Genomic DNA, 16,611 nt, shown 5'->3' with positions numbered 1-16,611 from the left:
ATAGCGAAATGTTTAGTATAAGTTTTGTAGGGGTAGTGATATAGCAACAAAACATTACGGAGGTGACGACAGTGAATGAGCTGTCTTCTTACCAAATCACATTGAACCGCCCGTTAAAAACAAACCAGATTATGAAAGTGTACAAAACGATTTCGAAAAATGGGTGTGACTTATACTTACATCAAAATCAGCTGATTGCTGATGCTGGGCACCTTCCGAAATTATTATCATTTTTTCTATTCATGGATAAGGAAGAGTCATTCGTCATGATCATCGACGGCGAGTGTGTCGATGATGTTTACAACGAAATCGAAGACGAATGGGAGGATCATATTGCGGAGAGTACGTGCCGCAGAAAATACAATGATGCGATGGTTGAAAACGAAACTTCTATCTTAGTATAACGTTTGTACAATTATCTTAATAACCGTTGTACGATGGAAATGTCGAATGATAGTGAACCTTCTTCCGAGCGAAGGAGTGATCATCTTTGATTTTACGACTATCCAGAGACTCCTTCGCATCCCTTTTATACATAAGACGAAAACCCGCTCCTTACAAGGAAGCGGGTTTCTTTTGGGCATACGTCTGTTCTTTTTTGTAAAAATTCATCCGGAACTGCAAAAATCCTAAGAGGATGATAAGAGAAAACGCCAAGAAAATGTTGCTGTAAACCGCCGTCGTGCCTTCAAACCCTAACCAGTTGAACGGCTGGTTAGGGTTGAATACGTCGAGCGCTTTTCCGATCAAAGCGCCACTTAGAGCACCGGATACGAAGTTGAGCAGGTTGAATACTCCCATACCAACTCCTGTTTCATTTTTGTGTAAAATGTTCGCCAGGATGTCAGCGGACGATGCCTGCACAAGTGGAAAGCTCATGTAAGCAATGATGATCGCTGCACTTACGATATACGGATGTGCGCCTACAAGTGTAGACAACACGACAAATCCGGTTCCTAGTAAACCCAGGGCCATATAAAGAACGAACGTGTTCCCTTTTGAATCGACCAGATTCCCACCTTTTTGTCCCATCAAAGCTGCACTCAATGCCCCTGGAAAAAGGACGAGACCGATCATCATCGTTCCAAGTCCATAAGCATCACGGAACATGATCGGCAGCATGAACATCATGCCGAACAAACACACGACACCGAGAAAACTTGTAATGATGGTGGCTCTGTACTGATTGCTTTTGAATAGATGAGCAGGTATAAATGGTTCGTCGATCGCCTTCATCCGCCATAAATTCAAAACAAAGAATAAAACCGTAAATAGGAATAACCATGTGATTCCCAGTGTAATTCCAAGCATAAGCGTGGAAATTACCCCAGCGATCAAAGCAGCACCGACATAATCGATGTACCCTTTTTTCGACTCTTCTTGAGGCAGGTTTTTACGCAAGAATGGCAAAGTAATGATAATCATCGCAGACGTTAAGAACAAATACCGCCAATCAAGAAAACCTGCAATAAATCCACCGGCAATCGGACCCACTCCTGAAGCGAAGGCCATGACAGACGAGACGATTCCCAGCACTTTCCCACGCTCATTTGGAAAATAACGAATCGGTGCCAAGAATACGAGCGCCGGAATCATTGCCCCACCTACCGCCTGGATCACTCTTGCCAGCAGGACCATCCCATAGTTTTGAGCAAAAAAGCCGAATAAAGACCCGGCACAAAAAATACTGAGTCCAAACGTAATCAACGTTCGATACGGATAGTAGTCGGCCAGTTTTCCGTAAGTAAGAGCCCCGACGGCATAGACCATAATATATCCTGTCATGACCCAGCTGACTTCCGATGGCATCAGTTGATACGTTTTTGCTATATCGGGAACAGCGATGTTGAACATCGTTCCATTCATCACTGACATCATCATAACCGCGCAAAGGGAGATCAATAATCCCTTTGGGTTACGTACTTGTTGTTCTTCTTGCATCTTTTGATCTCCCCTCCATTATTTCGTTACCCGAAATGATTTTACACGACATCTTTATTTAAAGCAACGGCCAAACGTTGGATATAGAAAATTCATTTGACCCTTGAGGAGGACTCAGTTTCGAGACTTTTGTTGAGTGGATAGGTCTCCGGGGAATGACTCGCTTTCCGCGGGAGCGCGGTGAGCCTCCTCGGACTGCGTCCTGCGGGGTCTCACCATGCACTTTTTTCCTCTTCAATATCCGGTTCCGGCGCCTAGCGGCTAGTGAGACTTCCCTCGCTTCTGTACGATAAGTCAACATCGAATCACTCCGTTCTTCGTGTTTCCTTTATCTCCGCCAGCTCAGTCCAGTCCATACGCCGCTGATCGAGGCGCCTGCACACTTAAGGTAGGAGTCTCCCCATTCCCCTCCGCCCCTTGATCATATAAGTATCTCGAAACTACTTCCAGAATAAGCAGCTTTCCAGCGTAATGAAAGTAATGGATTAAACTTTCAAACAAGCAGCCATTTGTATCCGAACGCTTGCGATAAAGGGCTTTTCAACTAGAATGTAGTGGTTATGGAAGACGCTCCATTCGTGTATGTGGGTTCGTTTCTCATATCCATCGAATGGGGTGGCTGGGAAGCTGCGAGACTCCCGCGGGAATGGATTGGCTGGCGAGACCCCGCAGTGCGAAGCACAAGGAGGCTTGCCGCCATCCCCGCAGGAAAGCGAGTAGCTTCCCAGCCACCCCTGACTCCCAATACGGCGACGAACCCCAGAATATCTCGAATTCAAGTCTTCCACAATCCTGCCCGATTGTTCAATAAGTTTTCATAACCATACTTCCTAAATTTAAATGGGCGGAAAATTCAGATATAATGGAGGAGAAACTTCAAAAAGGAGTGATTGGATGTACGATGTAGCGATTATCGGGGCCGGACCGGCCGGTGCCAGTGCCGGACTTTTCACCGCAAAAGCCGGGAAGAAAACGATTCTTTTTGATAACGGAAAAAGTATTACTGCCAAAGCATGGGTCGAAAACCATTATGGCGTCGATCCGATCGAGGGACCGAAGTTATTGGAGCAGGGACAGAAACAGGCTCAGAAATTCGGGGCAGACATCGTCCAGGATGATGTCGTCGCGATTGAAGAAAAAGGAGAACTCTATGTCATTCAAACATCCGATGGCAGTTATGAAGCGTCCCACGTCATTTTTGCGACAGGCATGTCTGTAAAAGCGGCGGAAGCATTTGGACTTGATGTTGTCGAAGGGACCGAGCCTCGCGTGGCAAAAATCATCGAAACCGACAAGCACGGACGTACGTCGAAGCCGAAAGTGTGGGCCGCTGGCACCGTTGCTGGTGTGAGTGTCCATACGATTGTTACATCTGGTGACGGAGCGAAAGTCGCCATCAATGTCATTAGTGAGCTGAACGGCAAGCGTTATGTCGACCATGACGTGCTGGGTAAATAATTTTGGAATATACAAAACGAAGCCCCCGATCTTATTGGACCGGGGGCTTGCTTTATGATTTTTTATCATCCGGCGGGTTGAACCGCCCTACTCCTAGTTCTCTTCCCTCTTTGTAAATCGCCTTCACAAAACTGATGACCATCATCAACATGATGATCGAAAATGGCAGGGCTGCGATGATCATCGTATTTTGCAAGGCCTGCAGTCCCCCTGTGTAAAGAAGAGCCAAAGCTGTGGCAGACAACAACCCACCCCATGTCAGTTTGATGGATGTTCCCGGTGTTTCAGAACCACCTGTCGTCATCATCCCGAGGACAAAGGTTCCTGAGTCTGCGGATGTGATGAAGAAGGTGGCAATCAGTGTCATCGCAACAATCGAAGCCAGCCATCCGAGCGGCACGTTCGAGAATACCCCGAACAATGATTCTTCTGTCGCTAGAGAAGAAATCGTATCAATAGCATTGTGCTCCAGTTGAATGGCTGTACCACCGAAGGTCGCAAACCATAAAAACCCGATAATGGAAGGGACGACGAGCACGGTAAAAACAAACTCTCGAATACTCCGCCCCCTTGAAACACGGGCGATAAACACACCGACAAACGGCGACCACGCGATCCACCATGCCCAGTAAAAAATCGTCCACGCATTGATCCATTCTCTTGTTTCCTGATTGAGGGGTGCAATACGAAAGCTCATCGTAGGCAAGTATTGAAAATAAGCGCCAATCGAACTTGTGAAGATGTTTAGGATGAACATCGTCGGTCCTACAATGAAGACGAGTAGGAAAAGGAGTCCGGCAAGCGCCATGTTCGCATTACTGAGAATTTTGATCCCTTTTCCTAACCCCGTCCAGGCGGAAATCATGAACAAAACGGTGACGATCGCTACGATAATGAATTGGACGACAATGCCGCTCGGAATATCAAAAAGATAAGAAAGACCTCCATTGATCTGCACGGCACCGAATCCAAGGGTTGTCGCGACCCCGATGACGGTCGCAATAACAGCAAGGATATCAATGACTTTTCCAAAAACTCCTTCCGCAGCCTTTTCCCCGATCAACGGTTTTAATGTGGCACTAATGAGCCCTGCATGACCGTGACGGAAATTGAAATAAGCGAGTACGAGAGCAACGATGCCGTAAATGGCCCATGCGTGAATGCCCCAGTGAAAGAAGGTGAACCGCATCGCATCTTTAATCGCCTGATCGGTCCCGGTCTCTCCCGTCGGTGAACTGATGGCATAGTGACTGATCGGCTCCGCCGTACCCCAGAACACGATCCCAATCCCCATTCCGGCACTGAAGAGCATCGCAATCCAGGTCGGACGTGAAAACTCAGGCTTCTCCCCTTTTTTTCCTAACTTGATTCTTCCAAGCGGTGTGAAAAGGAAAGTGAGGCAGACGAGCACAAAGAGAGTGACGACGATTAAATAATACCAGCCCAGCTTATTAGCGATAAAGCTTTTGACGTTCGTAGTCATCTGTTCTAAACCATCCGGCCAGACGATACCTATGATGACAAGCACAAGCATGATTCCAGCTGAAATTTTGAATACTGTATTGAATTTTTTCATCAGCAAGCGATCCCTTCCAAAAAAAGATTGTTAGAGATAGTATCTTTCCGCCTGCTTTTCCTATTCTCGCCCTGGAAGACTGAAAAATAAGAAAGTTGCTTTCCATTCTGATACCTGTCAGACTTGAATAGTTAAAGATGTAAGAATAACCGTAAACACGGATGATTTTTATAGAAGAAAAAATTACGGAGGTGAAGACGATGATTGAAGTACGTACGTCTACACTTGAAAACGAAGAATTGAACCGCGGCATATTCGCGAAAAGGGATATCGCTAAAAATGAGCTGATTCACCAGGCTCCCGTCATCCCTTACCCAAATGAAGAACACGTCCACATCGAAAAAACCCGCCTGGCTGATTATGCTTTCGAATATGGCGAAAACCACACCGCCTTTGTGCTCGGCTATGGAATGATGTTCAACCACTCCTACGAGCCGAACGCCAACTATGTCATCAATTTCGAGACACACACGTTTGACTTTTACGCCTTCAAAGACATCAAAGCGGATGAAGAAGTGTACATCAACTACAATGGTTTTGTTGATGAGCAGGAACTCCTTTGGTTCGATCAGGACGAAGAGGAATCTTAATAGAATATGAAAAACGGTCGTGACATTTCGTCACGACCGTTTTTATTAGCGGGGGCGGCGCTCCTGGATATCAATAGAGATTTCAAAGATGTTGATCATTCCGGTCATCTCCTTTGTTTTCTTGTTACCTTAAGTATAGAGCGCCTTCCTCTTCTTTCTAACGGCCGTTGGAGTGATTTCCCTTCATTCTCTGGACCGAAAAAGGACGGAGGAGAAATGACGGAACCGCTTCATCCTCCCGACCAGGGGATAGATACTGATAAATCGGTCAAACCCACTGATAAAAGTGCAAAAGCCAACGATAAAACCTCAAAAGCTACCGAAAAAACTTCAAAAGCCACTGATAAAACCTCAAAAGCTACTGATAAATATCCTAAACCACAAACAAGCAGCTCTAAGTAAACGCGCTCAAAAACAAAACGCCCGCGACCGAAGTCACGAGCGTTTCATTTTATACATTCAGCGAGGGCGGCGCTCCTGGATATCGATAGAGATTTCAAAGATGTTGATCATTCCGGTCATCTCCTTTGTTTTGTTGTTATCTTAAGTATAGACCGCCCCGCTTTTCTTTCTAACGGCCGTTGGAGTGATTTCCATTCATCCTCTGGACCGAAAAAAGACGGAAGCCACCTGCCCAGGTGGCTTCCGTCTTACGTCTGATGTTCAATCAAACCAGCCTTTGTTTCTGAACCAGATGAACATCCCGACCGCAACAGCAATCATGATTCCCCAGATAACAAAATAGCCGTATTCCGTCTGCAGCTCGGGCATGTTGGCAAAGTTCATGCCATAAACACCGACAATAAACGTCAGCGGCATGAAGATGACGCTGATCACAGTAAGAATCTGCATCGTCCGGTTCGTTTCATGGGAGTTCAGGGACAAGTAGCTGTCCCGGATATCCTGTGTCATTTCTCTGTTTGATGCGACCATGTCAGCTACTTTAATCAAGTGGTCATGAATGTCCGCAAAATATTCCCTTCGTTCAAAGACTCCATCCAAATGGTTGGTATTTAATATACGGTACAACAAATCTCTCATTGGGTGAATCGTCTGCCTTAATAACAGCAGTTCACTCCTTCGATCGAACAATTCCTCAAGCAGCTTTTCCATCGATAAATCTTTCGTGTTGTCTTCGATTTCGTTGATATGATCCTCAATTTTATAAATGATTGGAAAATAGTTGTCGACCACCTTATCGAGAATTTGATGAAAGACATAATACTCGTCAACATTTTCATGCTGTTTGGTATGTTTGACGATTCTTTTTGCTTGTTCCAGCGGTTCGTTCTTTTCTTTATGAAAAGTGACAATGGAACAATGACCGAGAAAAACGTTGATTTCTTCCCGCTCAAGTGTCTTCGGATTGACGGAATGAACAACAATGAAGCTGTGATCGTCATAATAATCGAGCTTCGGACGCTGCAGCCCGTGCAGACAGTCTTCAACCGCCAGAGGATGGAACTCGAAGGTTTTCTCTAAGAGCGTCACTTCCCCCTCGGTCGGTTGATTGAAGTCAACCCAATACCAGTCCCATTTTCGACTGGAAAGTTCTTCGATGGAAAGGTTGTCATGCAATCCAGTTTCTTTACTATAAGCCAAAACCTCAATCATTCGTTTCACCTGCCTATGTACGTCTTATTCTTTTATAACCGTAAACGAAAATATTCAAACAACCAATCACACTTATGGTACGATGGAAGAAAAGACGGAACGGAGGCAAGCGGATGCTGCAACGTTTGAAAAGCGACGAACAATTGAAAGGACAAAGGGTGACACTACGGCATATCACCGAAGAGGACATTCCTGTTTTGTACCAATTGATTTACAATGGCGATGAACCGGAATGGAAAAAATGGGACGCGCCCTACTATCCGCTTGAGCCTCATACACTCGAAAGCTATCGCAGTCACGAAAAAGCGCGCATCAACCGGCTCGGTCCGAATGAACCCGATTCACGACTCATCCTCGAAGTGGACGGGAAGACAATCGGAACCGTCACCTATTATTGGGAGCACAAACCATCTCTATGGCTTGAAGTCGGCATCGGCATCTATGATCCCGATTATTGGAACGGAGGCTACGGATCGGAAGCGCTTGAGATCTGGGTGGATTACCTTTTTCGGACTCTCCCCCTTGCCCGTGTCGGTTTGACGACATGGTCCAAAAATGAGCGGATGATGCGTGTTGGTGAAAAACTCGGCATGAAAGTCGAAGGCCGTTTAAGGAAATGCCGTATTTATGAAGGACAGTTTTATGATTCGATCCGTATGGGAGTCCTTAGGGAAGAATGGATGAAACGTGCGTAGAAGAACGCTTGGCCTAAACAGCCAAGCGTTTTCTTTTTTCCGGTGCTTCTAAAGCACTTGTCACTTGTTCCATTTCACTGCATAATACCTCATCCCTTTCGGAACACCCATGAGCATAAATTCCCCTTGAAGGACAAGCTCACGAACTCGATACTCGAAAAAGCTGTCCCCGACAACTTGTGATGTATTCCCGAGAACCTCTCCAATTAATCGAGCTGCTTTTATGTAACCATCTACATCACTCTCACCTTGCAAATTTTTTAACGATTGGATGAGAGTCGCATCAAAATAGTCTTCAGACATCGATTGGATGCCTCCCTCCCACACTCGGAGATTCGCATTCTCCTCGGATAAAGCCCGCCATTCGTCCCTGTAGGTTTCCATGCTTTCATCGGACAGGGGACTACTTGGGGAACGTTCCAACAAACTCACCAAACGAGCAGGAGAAAGCTCCCCTGTATGAAGCGGGAAATCTAAAGCGTCCGTTACTTGAACCGTATAGATTTCGTTGGGTTTGTTTTTCAAAAGATGCAACACAAACCGAAGCCCGGTCTGTTCATGGGCATTGTCACCGACCCAGATCGTGATCGGCACCCCAGTTGGAATGGAACGTAGATCTTCCATAACCTTCAAGGAATCTTCTACCATGTGCATCCACAGCTCATCGTCCATGACAAGATGATGGAACAGCCATTCCTTTCGCTTTTCGATACCTTTTTCTTTGTCCAAGTCCTGTATGGGACCGATGGAAAACATAGGAGAAAGAGCGATCACTTCTTCCTTTGTCTCCTCTTTTTGTCTCAGCGCTAGCTGCAATGAGCCTTTCGTAGATTCACTAAAGAGGATATGGACGTGCTCTACAACTTTCCCTGCCTCCCCTTGAAACGGATGCAGGCGGTCTTCACAGACACGTTCGGTTCTTTTTTTCATTTCTTTCAACTGATTGAGCCATTCTTCCTCTGAGATCTTCTCTTCTTCTACATAAGTAAAAAGGGTCCACTGATGGAGTAAAATGGTGCGCATCTCTTCTTCAGTCAACGCTTCAAGAATTCTTTTAATGGATCGATTCATTTGCTCTCTCCTTATCCCTTGGTAAAATGAAAAGCATTGAACTTCCTTCCCTACGATTGAATGAATCCATAAGTTTCATTTCATAAAAAAACGAACACCTGTATAGGTGTCCGCTTAACTCATCGATACACTGCTCATAAGACCAAGGTATAAGCACCACAAAACCATTGCACTGACAAAAAAAGTACCTGCCAGCGAGTTCCGCTTGATCATCACTCCTGTAAACAGCAGAAAAATAAAGCCTAAGGCCAAAGAGGAGATACTGATCAAATTGGGAGCGAGGGTTAAGGGGCCAAATCCTTCTACTGTCGTGAATATACGGAAAAGGACAGAGGGATCCTGCTGCTCCAACGTCTGCTTGATATTATGCGGCGTTTCCTGTTCGGTCATATATCCTGTAATCGTATAGATAAAAACGATGAGAAGACTTTCCGCTTTCCACCAGCGTCTCGGTGAGAAGCCTGCATCCTCTGCTACTAAACGCTTCATGAGAAAACCATTGACGAAGGCAAACAGCAGGAGAACGATAAACAGAAGATGTTTGACTAACAACGCTTGACCATAGGAAAGCATCCATGAACCTACAATACTCTCTGACAATAGTAAACTCATAGCAACACCCGTCAACGTAATCCATACGATGCAACCGATGGCTACCTTCGTAAACCAGCGTACAAAGGACTCCCACTGGTGCTCGTGATCAGAAAAAAAGCTGACCACGAGTAATATTCCGGACCATATCCCCACACCGATGAAATGAACCGTATGAAAAAGTGCTCCTTGAAAAGAAGCGGTGCTCGCAGAATGTCCGGTCACACTCTGAGTGAGAATCATCCCCGCGATAAGTAATAAACTGAACGAATAAGCGACCTTTGGCTGTTTCATCGTGTTCAGTAGAATGACATGAAGAATAGCCAATGATAATAGTAGAAGCCATGCCTGCCCTCCCTTTAATTGGGTGAGCACATGAAAAAGACTCGACAAAAAGCTTCCTTCCCGATATTCCTGAAGCATAACCGCCAACTCTATGATTGGAAATGCAGCTAAAACAGGTACAGTCAAAGCAATCAGTGCCCATGTCTTTCTACGCTGAGCAAGCTTTTCATCAGAAAATGACAAGAGGCCTGCCCCGATCAGAATGGAGAGACAAGCATAGAGACCTCCATTCGTTAACGCATGAATCATGATTTTTTCCTGATCCCCAGGAACACGAGTACAGCAGTAACCAAGATCCCGAATCCAAGTACAGGTACAATCCATACCATCGAATCGTTCCCCTGGTTAGACGCTGCGACTTGGTCACTTTCAGACGCTTCTCCGCTCCCACTTCCGCCTTCACCTGAAGCCGTTGCAGGTTCCTCTGTATTTGTGTCTTCTCCAGCGGTAGAAGCCTTATCCTTCACGGTATAATTAAACGTCAGCTCATTTTCCATGACGTGCCCGTCTTCACCGATGATGCTATAGAAGACCTCGATCTCCCCACTAGCTACTTCTTCAGGAATACTGAATTCGATGACATTTTCAGGGGAATGGGTATAGCTCTCTATTTCGAACTCTTCCCCATCATCATCTGTAATGGTCAAGGCCGTCGGTTCCTGGACTTTGGAATCAAAAGTCAGTGTGATGCCTGGGTTTTCTGATGTTAGCGCACCTCCTGATTCAGGTTCTGAACTTTCAAGGTGTGTATGCGCCTCTACCGTCATAGGCAGGGCAAGTACAATAAGTAAACAAAACATGGATATATATTTCATGGTCCTACTCCTTTTTCTCTTTTATAAAGACTACGAATAAAAAGGAGCAATGGTTCACTCCTCCTTCTAATTTATATCAGAGCAAAGGTTGTAATACCAGGAGAAAAGATGGACAATTTAGTGAACAGAAAAACCTCGGTTCATGAGCTGAACATAAACCAAGGCTTTGTCGGAACCCTGCATTTGATGGTTTTATTCAATTTTCTTTCCTTTTTCAAATGTATAAATACCACCACTGATCTTTTTAATACCACCATCCGAAACGAGCACAGATCCTCCGTCTTCCATAGCAAGGATCTGAAAACTCTCATTCTTTGTGATGAGGGTTGTTTCACTCTCATCCTCCGATTTGTAATGACACACTATCCTGTAGTTCTCCACGAGATTCAGAGCTTCCTTCCCTCCTGAAAGGGCCTTTCCGAACACTACAGCGCCAGCACTCTGACCGAAAACTACGCCTCCTCGTTTGTAAAAATCCAAAAGAACCCGATCGAATCCACTTTCATACATTAACCTTCGCAGCTTCAATGAACAACCTCCACTGATGTAGACACCAGCAAACATTTGAAGGTCCACGAATGACTTTCCGTCAAAGTCTGTCCACATCTCCAACTGAGAGATTCCATGTGGCTTCAGACATTTTTTTATGTAATGGAAACTCTCTTCATGTGGCCTTCGTTCCGGATCCCCTGCGACCGGAATATACAAAACAGCCTTTCCTTGCTCCGATTTTTCCGCGAACGATGCATGGGCCTTCATGTTCTGCTCTGCACTTCCACCACCTGAAAGAATCAATGCCCCCATACCACCACACCTTCCTTCTTATAAATCAGATACAATAGAGAAGCAGCCAAACCACTCGCAGTCCCGGATGTAATGAATACTATACTCATCATTTTCATCCCTAGAGAATGGGCAGGAAAAGTAAAAAAAGCAGCAAGCAACAACATGACAGCCCATACTCCAAAATACATGATCAACGAAAACTTTCTCTTGTGGAATAAAACCACCCCGCTTAATGCTATGAAATAGAGGAGGCCCAAGAGGAGCAGTAAAGGAAAGAACGGTTTGAATTTAGCAGCATAGACCAAATAATCGACGACGAGGATGTCTGAGGATGTTTTCACCTCTCCATGAACCCACTGGCTGAATACAGCAGAAGACCTCCATTCAAACGGATGATCTTTGATTTCACTTCCTTCATACAAAGCGGCGACCGTTGAAAATAAAAAAGTACATAGAGCGGCGACATACTGAACTAGAACTCTCATTATTATTAATCCCCCCACTTTTTACCAATTATTTCAAATGTTCAACAATTACTCAATCTTTTATTTAAACAAGCACGCGACTTACGTGATACGATACGATTAATGATTGATAGAAAAAAGGAGCCTGGTAACCATGTACAAAATTCTTACAGGAATCTTCTTATTAACAAGCATTTTTTTCGCTTACCTTTGGTTCGATACAACCAGATCCTCAGAGATCGACACTTTCACAAAAGATGCCGCGACTTCCGCTGTGTCCGAACTTCCCTATCGCATCGAGGACGTCACCCTGTCCTTTGACTCATTTCATAGCGAGGGAAGTGAAAAAGAAAGGTTTTATACGGAGAGTTTGCTCACCCGCAGCCTCCAGCAACTGACCGGAAATCAAAGACTATTAAATGCTGCCGAACGATCGAATGAATTGAAAAAAGGGTATTTCCGTGATTATTCCAATGAGTTGTTCAAGCTTCGATCGGTGATTACTACGGAATCATTTGAAGATGAGGATTCAGACAAAGTAGATGATATCACAGCCGCTTTAAAGCAGCTCCACACCGATGTGCAGTATATCGTGGAAAAAGACTCTTTTACGGTATCTGATAAAGAAAAAATGGAAGCACTGACAAAAACGATCCGCTCCTTTAATGAGAAGTTTCTATCGTAGGGGATCAATGGTAGTTATTAAACTATATGGCAGGATTGTGTAAGACTCAGTTTCGAGACTTTTGTTGAGTGGATGGGGGCTGCGGGGAATGAGTCGCTTTCCGTGGGAGCGCGGTGAGCCTCCTCGGACTGCGTCCTGCGGGGTCTCACCATGCACTTTTTTCCTCTTAGATATCCGGTTCCGGCGCCTAGCGGCTAGTGAGACTTCCCTCGCTTCTGTACGATAAGTCAACATCGAATCACTCCGTTCTTCGTGTTTCCTTTATCTCCGCCAGCTCAGTCCAGTCCATACGCCGCTGATCGAGGCGCCTGCACACTTAAGGTAGGAGTCTCCCCATTCCCCTCCGCCCCTTTACCGTGTGAGGCTCTCGAAACCACTCTCGGAATCACTGCTTGTATGCTCAAGAGAAATAGATAATTTGAAACTCCTCCCATTGGTCATTCTGAGCGTGAAAGATTGATTTGGAACGCTTTATGCCTGATCCTGCGTTGGGGTGGAAGACGCCCCATCTTGGTATAGGGGTTCGTTTCTCACCTACATCGAATGGGGTGGTTGGGAAGCTGCGAGACTCCCGCGGGAATGGATTGACTGGCGAGACCCCGCAGAGCGAAGCTCGAGGAGGCTTGCCGTCATCCCCGCAGGAAAGCGAGTAGCTTCCCAACCACCCCTGACGCCCAACATGGCAACGAAACCCGAAGACATCTCGAAACTGAGTCTTGAAGAATAGGGAGCTTATATGGAAGAGAAGAAATGATATAAAAAAAGCGAACGCCTCACCATGAGGGTTCGCTTTTCTTCTTATCCGAAATATGTGTTCAATGGAGGTACGATTTGCTTCTTACGGGAAACGACACCTTTCAAGACAGCCTGATTGCCATCAAGCTCTGTTTCGAAAGCTTTCGCAACCGCTTCTGTTTCGTTACCAACCGCAACCACTGTCGAGTCACTTTCAAGAATGTCTGTAACGACAAGCAGGAACAAGTCCAAGTCCTTTTCAGAAACGTTCTTTTCGATCGCTGCTTCAAGTTCGCTCTTACGGGAAAGCACATCATCTGTATCGACTGTGTTCACTTGAGCAATTTCTACTTTTTTATCGCCCATGTTGAACCCTTTCGCATCCAGGGAGATCAATTCTTCCGCTGTCTTGTCACTGATATCCGCGCCTGCTTTCAACATTTTAAGACCGTATTCTTCAGCATCGACACCAGCGATCGCAGCAAGTTCTTCAGCCGCTTTACGGTCTTCGTCTGTGCACGTCGGTGATTTGAATAATAGAGAATCGGAAATAATCGCTGACAGCATTAGTCCTGCCATTGGCTTTGAAACCTGCTGTCCTTTTTCCTTATACAACTTGTTTAAAATCGTTGCCGTACATCCGACAGGCTCCGCACGATAGTAAAGAGGTCCTTTTGTTTCGAAGTTTGCAATACGGTGGTGGTCGATGACCTCAAGCACCTGTACCTCGTCAATATCCTCAGCACTCTGCTGGCGTTCGTTGTGGTCGACTAGGATGACCTGCTCGACTTCTTCAGAAACACGCTCAACAAGACGTGGCGCATCGACATTGAACTGATCCAACGCAAATTGAGTTTCTCCGTTTACTTCACCAAGACGAACGGCTTCTACCTCTTCTCCAAGGGCTTTTTTCAGTTCAGCATACACAAGTGCTGAAGTAATCGTATCCGTATCGGGGTTTTTGTGCCCGAAAATCAATGTTTTGCTCACAAAAATCTTCCTTTCTTTATCAAGGGTATGTAGGATGTCTTGTCCGTTTCGATTATAAAATAGATTAGAGCCATAGTCCATCTTCTCCTACCATTACCCTTAATATGGAAAAGAAATTATTCTTTTTCGAACCCTTTTAGTAGAAAATAACCAAACAGAACTTGGATCACCGGCCCCACCGAAGGGTTGGTAATCATTGGATCGGGAAAAAGGGAGTCAATATGAATCACATAGGGAAACAACAGCAAATATAAAGAAGGAAATAGAAGAAACAATCCGTACCTTTTCTTCCATATCCAGCGTCCACCCATCTTCCTTTTTTTAATAAAAGCTGGGAGGGCGAGAAAAAAACCTATCGGAACGAAGACGAATTGTGAGAAAATAATATAAAAATAAAAATTTTCTGTTAGAACAGCCGTCCCCTGAATTTTAACCATGGCAAATGATGCGGATAACAAGTAACCAAAAATGGCCACACTCTGCATGAATACAAGCATTTTACCGTTCATGTAGCACCTCCATTCCCCTTATCATCTACCATATGTGAGTGGGTAGATTTTTTTACTAAATCATAGGTTTACGAGAAAAAAATAAGGGAATTTAGTAAAAAGGCATTTGAGATTTGTCTACACTATGTGTTAGAATTCCTAACATAAGAAAAAGTGAGGTACATATCCAGCACTATTCCGGATACACATCTCATAATAAAATTGTTAAAGAGAGGGTAATGTATGACTTACACAAAAGAGCAAATCATTCAGGAAGTAAAAGAAAACAACGTTGAATTCCTACTATTAGAATTCACAGATATGTATGGGGATACGAAAAATGTTGAACTACCGGCTGAAGAGCTAGAAATGGTCTTGGAAAATGAAGCCATGTTCGACAGTTCTTCCATTTCCGGTTTTTCCGATATCCAGGAAAGTGACATGTATCTCTATCCAGACTTAGATACATTCCTACTGCTTCCTTCTTTGGTCGATGAAGATCGCAGCGCGCGCTTCATTTGTGATATCTACAAGCCGGATGGCACTCCATTCGAAGGAGACCCTCGTTACATCCTTAAACGTGCAATGAAAGAAGCCGAAGATATGGGATACACAGTAAACGTCGGTCCAGAACCAGAATTCTTCCTATTCAAGCTGGACAAAGATGGTTACCCGATCCGCGAAATGAATGACCGCGGTGGATACTTCGATGCTTCTCCAAAAGATAAAGGGGATAAAGTACGTCGTGACATCGTTCGTACACTGAAAAAATTCGGTTTCGAAATGGAAGCTTCCCACCACGAAGTGGCTATGGGTCAGCACGAGATCAACTTCCGTTTTGACAACATGCTGAAAACAGCCGATAACATCCAAACGTTCAAAAACGTTGTAAAAGATATTGCAACAAACCATGACTATCACGCAACATTCATGCCTAAACCGATCGCAGGTGAGAACGGTTCCGGAATGCACGCACACCTTTCCCTATTCAGAGATGGCGACAGTGCTTTCTACGATGAAGATGCGAAAGATGGCGTTTCCAAAACTATGAAACAGTTCATCGCCGGTATTCTTCACCACGCTCGCGCGATTGCAGCGATTACGAACCCGAACGTGAACTCTTATAAGCGTCTCGTTCCTGGTTATGAAGCACCTGTAAGTATTGCATGGTCTCACTCCAACCGTAGCTGTATGGTCCGTGTACCAACAACACGTGGTCAAGGTACTCGTTTCGAAGTCCGTAACCCGGACCCGACAGCGAACCCTTACCTGACACTTGCGGTATTGATCCAAGCTGGTCTTGAAGGTATCCGTAACGAATATGATGCAGGTGAAGCAGAGAGCCGTAACCTGTACGAAGTTGAGGACGACAGTGTACCAACACTTCCTACAAACTTGAAAGAAGCTCTTTCTGCTCTTAAGAAAGACGAAGTTCTTCTTAAAGCTCTTGGCGACCACACGGCCAATGCATATATCGAAGACAAAGAAGATGAGTGGACTCAGTACTCCTTGCAAGTAAGCAAGTGGGAAATCGATAAATATATGAACAAGTAAGAATGAGAAAAGCAGCGCTCCGTTTTGGAGCGCTGCTTTTTTGTGTAGGCTCTTCGCTTCTTTTGCGCGCGACTCGACTTTCTTGCGCGCGACTCGGCTCTTCTTGCGCGCGACTCGGCTCTTCTTGCGCGCGACTCGGCTCTTCTTGCGCGCGACTCGGCTCTTCTTGCGCGCGACTCGGCTTTCTTGCGCGCGACTCGGCTTTCTTGCGCG

General features: G+C 45.2%; 17 protein-coding genes. 7 read left to right on the top strand and 10 right to left on the bottom strand.

Features of this window, described 5'->3' with window-relative positions:
- Nucleotides 1-71 precede the first annotated feature (71 nt).
- Nucleotides 72-404: a hypothetical protein gene (locus DYE48_RS02040; protein ID WP_089654784.1), complete on the top strand. Its 333-nt coding sequence runs from the start codon at nt 72-74 to the stop codon at nt 402-404.
- Between the two features lie 151 nt (nt 405-555).
- On the opposite strand, the gene DYE48_RS02035 is transcribed toward DYE48_RS02040, so the two are convergent.
- A complete protein-coding gene (locus DYE48_RS02035; protein ID WP_115822179.1) occupies nt 556-1,941 on the bottom strand; it encodes an MFS transporter in 1,386 nt (461 codons plus the stop codon).
- Between the two features lie 894 nt (nt 1,942-2,835).
- Between DYE48_RS02035 and DYE48_RS02030 the strand changes: the two genes are divergently transcribed.
- On the top strand, nt 2,836-3,399 hold the full coding sequence (locus tag DYE48_RS02030; protein ID WP_115822178.1) for an FAD-dependent oxidoreductase: 564 nt from the start codon (nt 2,836-2,838) through the stop codon (nt 3,397-3,399).
- Nucleotides 3,400-3,451: 52 nt separating this feature from the next.
- Here DYE48_RS02030 and DYE48_RS02025 read toward each other — a convergent pair whose 3' ends face one another.
- A complete protein-coding gene (locus tag DYE48_RS02025; protein ID WP_089651140.1) occupies nt 3,452-4,975 on the bottom strand; it encodes a glycine betaine uptake BCCT transporter in 1,524 nt (507 codons plus the stop codon).
- 200 nt (nt 4,976-5,175) lie between these two features.
- On the opposite strand from DYE48_RS02025, the gene DYE48_RS02020 reads away from it, so the two are divergent.
- Nucleotides 5,176-5,565, top strand: a complete 390-nt coding sequence (locus tag DYE48_RS02020; protein WP_089651119.1) for an SET domain-containing protein — start codon at nt 5,176-5,178, stop codon at nt 5,563-5,565.
- A gap of 6 nt (nt 5,566-5,571) precedes the next feature.
- Nucleotides 5,572-5,967, top strand: coding sequence for a hypothetical protein (locus tag DYE48_RS02015; RefSeq protein WP_115822177.1), 396 nt, complete (start codon nt 5,572-5,574; stop codon nt 5,965-5,967).
- A gap of 261 nt (nt 5,968-6,228) precedes the next feature.
- Here DYE48_RS02015 and corA read toward each other — a convergent pair whose 3' ends face one another.
- Nucleotides 6,229-7,179: a magnesium/cobalt transporter CorA gene (corA, locus tag DYE48_RS02010; RefSeq protein ID WP_115822176.1), complete on the bottom strand. Its 951-nt coding sequence runs from the start codon at nt 7,177-7,179 to the stop codon at nt 6,229-6,231.
- A gap of 113 nt (nt 7,180-7,292) precedes the next feature.
- On the opposite strand from corA, the gene DYE48_RS02005 reads away from it, so the two are divergent.
- Nucleotides 7,293-7,874 (top strand): GNAT family N-acetyltransferase, encoded by a 582-nt coding sequence (locus tag DYE48_RS02005; RefSeq protein WP_115822175.1) that lies wholly within the window; start codon nt 7,293-7,295, stop codon nt 7,872-7,874.
- A 60-nt stretch (nt 7,875-7,934) separates the two neighbouring features.
- Here the strand turns inward: DYE48_RS02005 and DYE48_RS02000 are convergent, their stop codons facing one another.
- The 5 genes from DYE48_RS02000 to DYE48_RS01980 form a co-directional block, all read right to left on the bottom strand.
- Nucleotides 7,935-8,945 (bottom strand): DUF1835 domain-containing protein, encoded by a 1,011-nt coding sequence (locus tag DYE48_RS02000; protein WP_115822174.1) that lies wholly within the window; start codon nt 8,943-8,945, stop codon nt 7,935-7,937.
- Nucleotides 8,946-9,059: 114 nt separating this feature from the next.
- Nucleotides 9,060-10,130, bottom strand: coding sequence for a copper resistance D family protein (locus DYE48_RS01995; RefSeq protein ID WP_167449424.1), 1,071 nt, complete (start codon nt 10,128-10,130; stop codon nt 9,060-9,062).
- Complete coding sequence (locus tag DYE48_RS01990) at nt 10,127-10,696, bottom strand: copper resistance CopC family protein (protein WP_115822172.1); 570 nt, start codon at nt 10,694-10,696, stop codon at nt 10,127-10,129. The genes DYE48_RS01995 and DYE48_RS01990 overlap by 4 nt, the downstream gene beginning before the upstream one ends.
- A gap of 192 nt (nt 10,697-10,888) precedes the next feature.
- Nucleotides 10,889-11,500 (bottom strand): Type 1 glutamine amidotransferase-like domain-containing protein, encoded by a 612-nt coding sequence (locus DYE48_RS01985; protein ID WP_115822171.1) that lies wholly within the window; start codon nt 11,498-11,500, stop codon nt 10,889-10,891.
- Complete coding sequence (locus tag DYE48_RS01980; protein WP_115822170.1) at nt 11,488-11,967, bottom strand: DUF4306 domain-containing protein; 480 nt, start codon at nt 11,965-11,967, stop codon at nt 11,488-11,490. Before DYE48_RS01980 ends, DYE48_RS01985 begins: the two co-directional genes overlap by 13 nt.
- 133 nt (nt 11,968-12,100) lie before the next feature.
- On the opposite strand from DYE48_RS01980, the gene DYE48_RS01975 reads away from it, so the two are divergent.
- Entirely contained in the window at nt 12,101-12,631 is a 531-nt protein-coding gene (locus DYE48_RS01975) for a hypothetical protein (protein ID WP_115822169.1), read from the top strand.
- Between the two features lie 798 nt (nt 12,632-13,429).
- Here the strand turns inward: DYE48_RS01975 and DYE48_RS01970 are convergent.
- Nucleotides 13,430-14,356 carry a manganese-dependent inorganic pyrophosphatase gene (locus tag DYE48_RS01970; protein WP_115822271.1) on the bottom strand — a complete coding sequence of 309 codons (927 nt, stop codon included), beginning with the start codon at nt 14,354-14,356 and terminating at the stop codon, nt 13,430-13,432.
- Between the two features lie 116 nt (nt 14,357-14,472).
- Complete coding sequence (locus DYE48_RS01965; protein ID WP_115822168.1) at nt 14,473-14,865, bottom strand: hypothetical protein; 393 nt, start codon at nt 14,863-14,865, stop codon at nt 14,473-14,475.
- A gap of 222 nt (nt 14,866-15,087) precedes the next feature.
- Between DYE48_RS01965 and DYE48_RS01960 the strand changes: the two genes are divergently transcribed.
- The gene (locus DYE48_RS01960; RefSeq protein ID WP_089651107.1) at nt 15,088-16,398 is read left to right on the top strand and encodes a glutamine synthetase family protein; all 1,311 of its coding nucleotides are present in this window, start codon (nt 15,088-15,090) and stop codon (nt 16,396-16,398) included.
- The last annotated feature ends 213 nt before the right edge of the window (nt 16,399-16,611 follow it).

Origin of the sequence: Halobacillus trueperi, assembly GCF_003386945.1 — a bacterium.
GTDB lineage: Bacteria > Bacillota > Bacilli > Bacillales > Halobacillaceae > Halobacillus > Halobacillus aidingensis.
This window is presented reverse-complemented; position numbering and strand designations above follow the sequence as displayed.

Bases quoted from the DNA above. Each gene is read 5' to 3' on its own strand.
- DYE48_RS02035 (WP_115822179.1), bottom strand. From the start codon at position 1,941: ATGCAAGAAGAACAACAAGTACGTAACCCAAAGGGATTATTGATCTCC.
- DYE48_RS02030 (WP_115822178.1), top strand. From the start codon at position 2,836: ATGTACGATGTAGCGATTATCGGGGCCGGACCGGCCGGTGCCAGTGCC.
- DYE48_RS02025 (WP_089651140.1), bottom strand. From the start codon at position 4,975: ATGAAAAAATTCAATACAGTATTCAAAATTTCAGCTGGAATCATGCTT.
- DYE48_RS02020 (WP_089651119.1), top strand. From the start codon at position 5,176: ATGATTGAAGTACGTACGTCTACACTTGAAAACGAAGAATTGAACCGC.
- DYE48_RS02015 (WP_115822177.1), top strand. From the start codon at position 5,572: ATGAAAAACGGTCGTGACATTTCGTCACGACCGTTTTTATTAGCGGGG.
- corA (WP_115822176.1), bottom strand. From the start codon at position 7,179: ATGATTGAGGTTTTGGCTTATAGTAAAGAAACTGGATTGCATGACAAC.
- DYE48_RS02005 (WP_115822175.1), top strand. From the start codon at position 7,293: ATGCTGCAACGTTTGAAAAGCGACGAACAATTGAAAGGACAAAGGGTG.
- DYE48_RS02000 (WP_115822174.1), bottom strand. From the start codon at position 8,945: ATGAATCGATCCATTAAAAGAATTCTTGAAGCGTTGACTGAAGAAGAG.
- DYE48_RS01995 (WP_167449424.1), bottom strand. From the start codon at position 10,130: ATGATTCATGCGTTAACGAATGGAGGTCTCTATGCTTGTCTCTCCATT.
- DYE48_RS01990 (WP_115822172.1), bottom strand. From the start codon at position 10,696: ATGAAATATATATCCATGTTTTGTTTACTTATTGTACTTGCCCTGCCT.
- DYE48_RS01985 (WP_115822171.1), bottom strand. From the start codon at position 11,500: ATGGGGGCATTGATTCTTTCAGGTGGTGGAAGTGCAGAGCAGAACATG.
- DYE48_RS01980 (WP_115822170.1), bottom strand. From the start codon at position 11,967: ATGAGAGTTCTAGTTCAGTATGTCGCCGCTCTATGTACTTTTTTATTT.
- DYE48_RS01975 (WP_115822169.1), top strand. From the start codon at position 12,101: ATGTACAAAATTCTTACAGGAATCTTCTTATTAACAAGCATTTTTTTC.
- DYE48_RS01965 (WP_115822168.1), bottom strand. From the start codon at position 14,865: ATGAACGGTAAAATGCTTGTATTCATGCAGAGTGTGGCCATTTTTGGT.
- DYE48_RS01960 (WP_089651107.1), top strand. From the start codon at position 15,088: ATGACTTACACAAAAGAGCAAATCATTCAGGAAGTAAAAGAAAACAAC.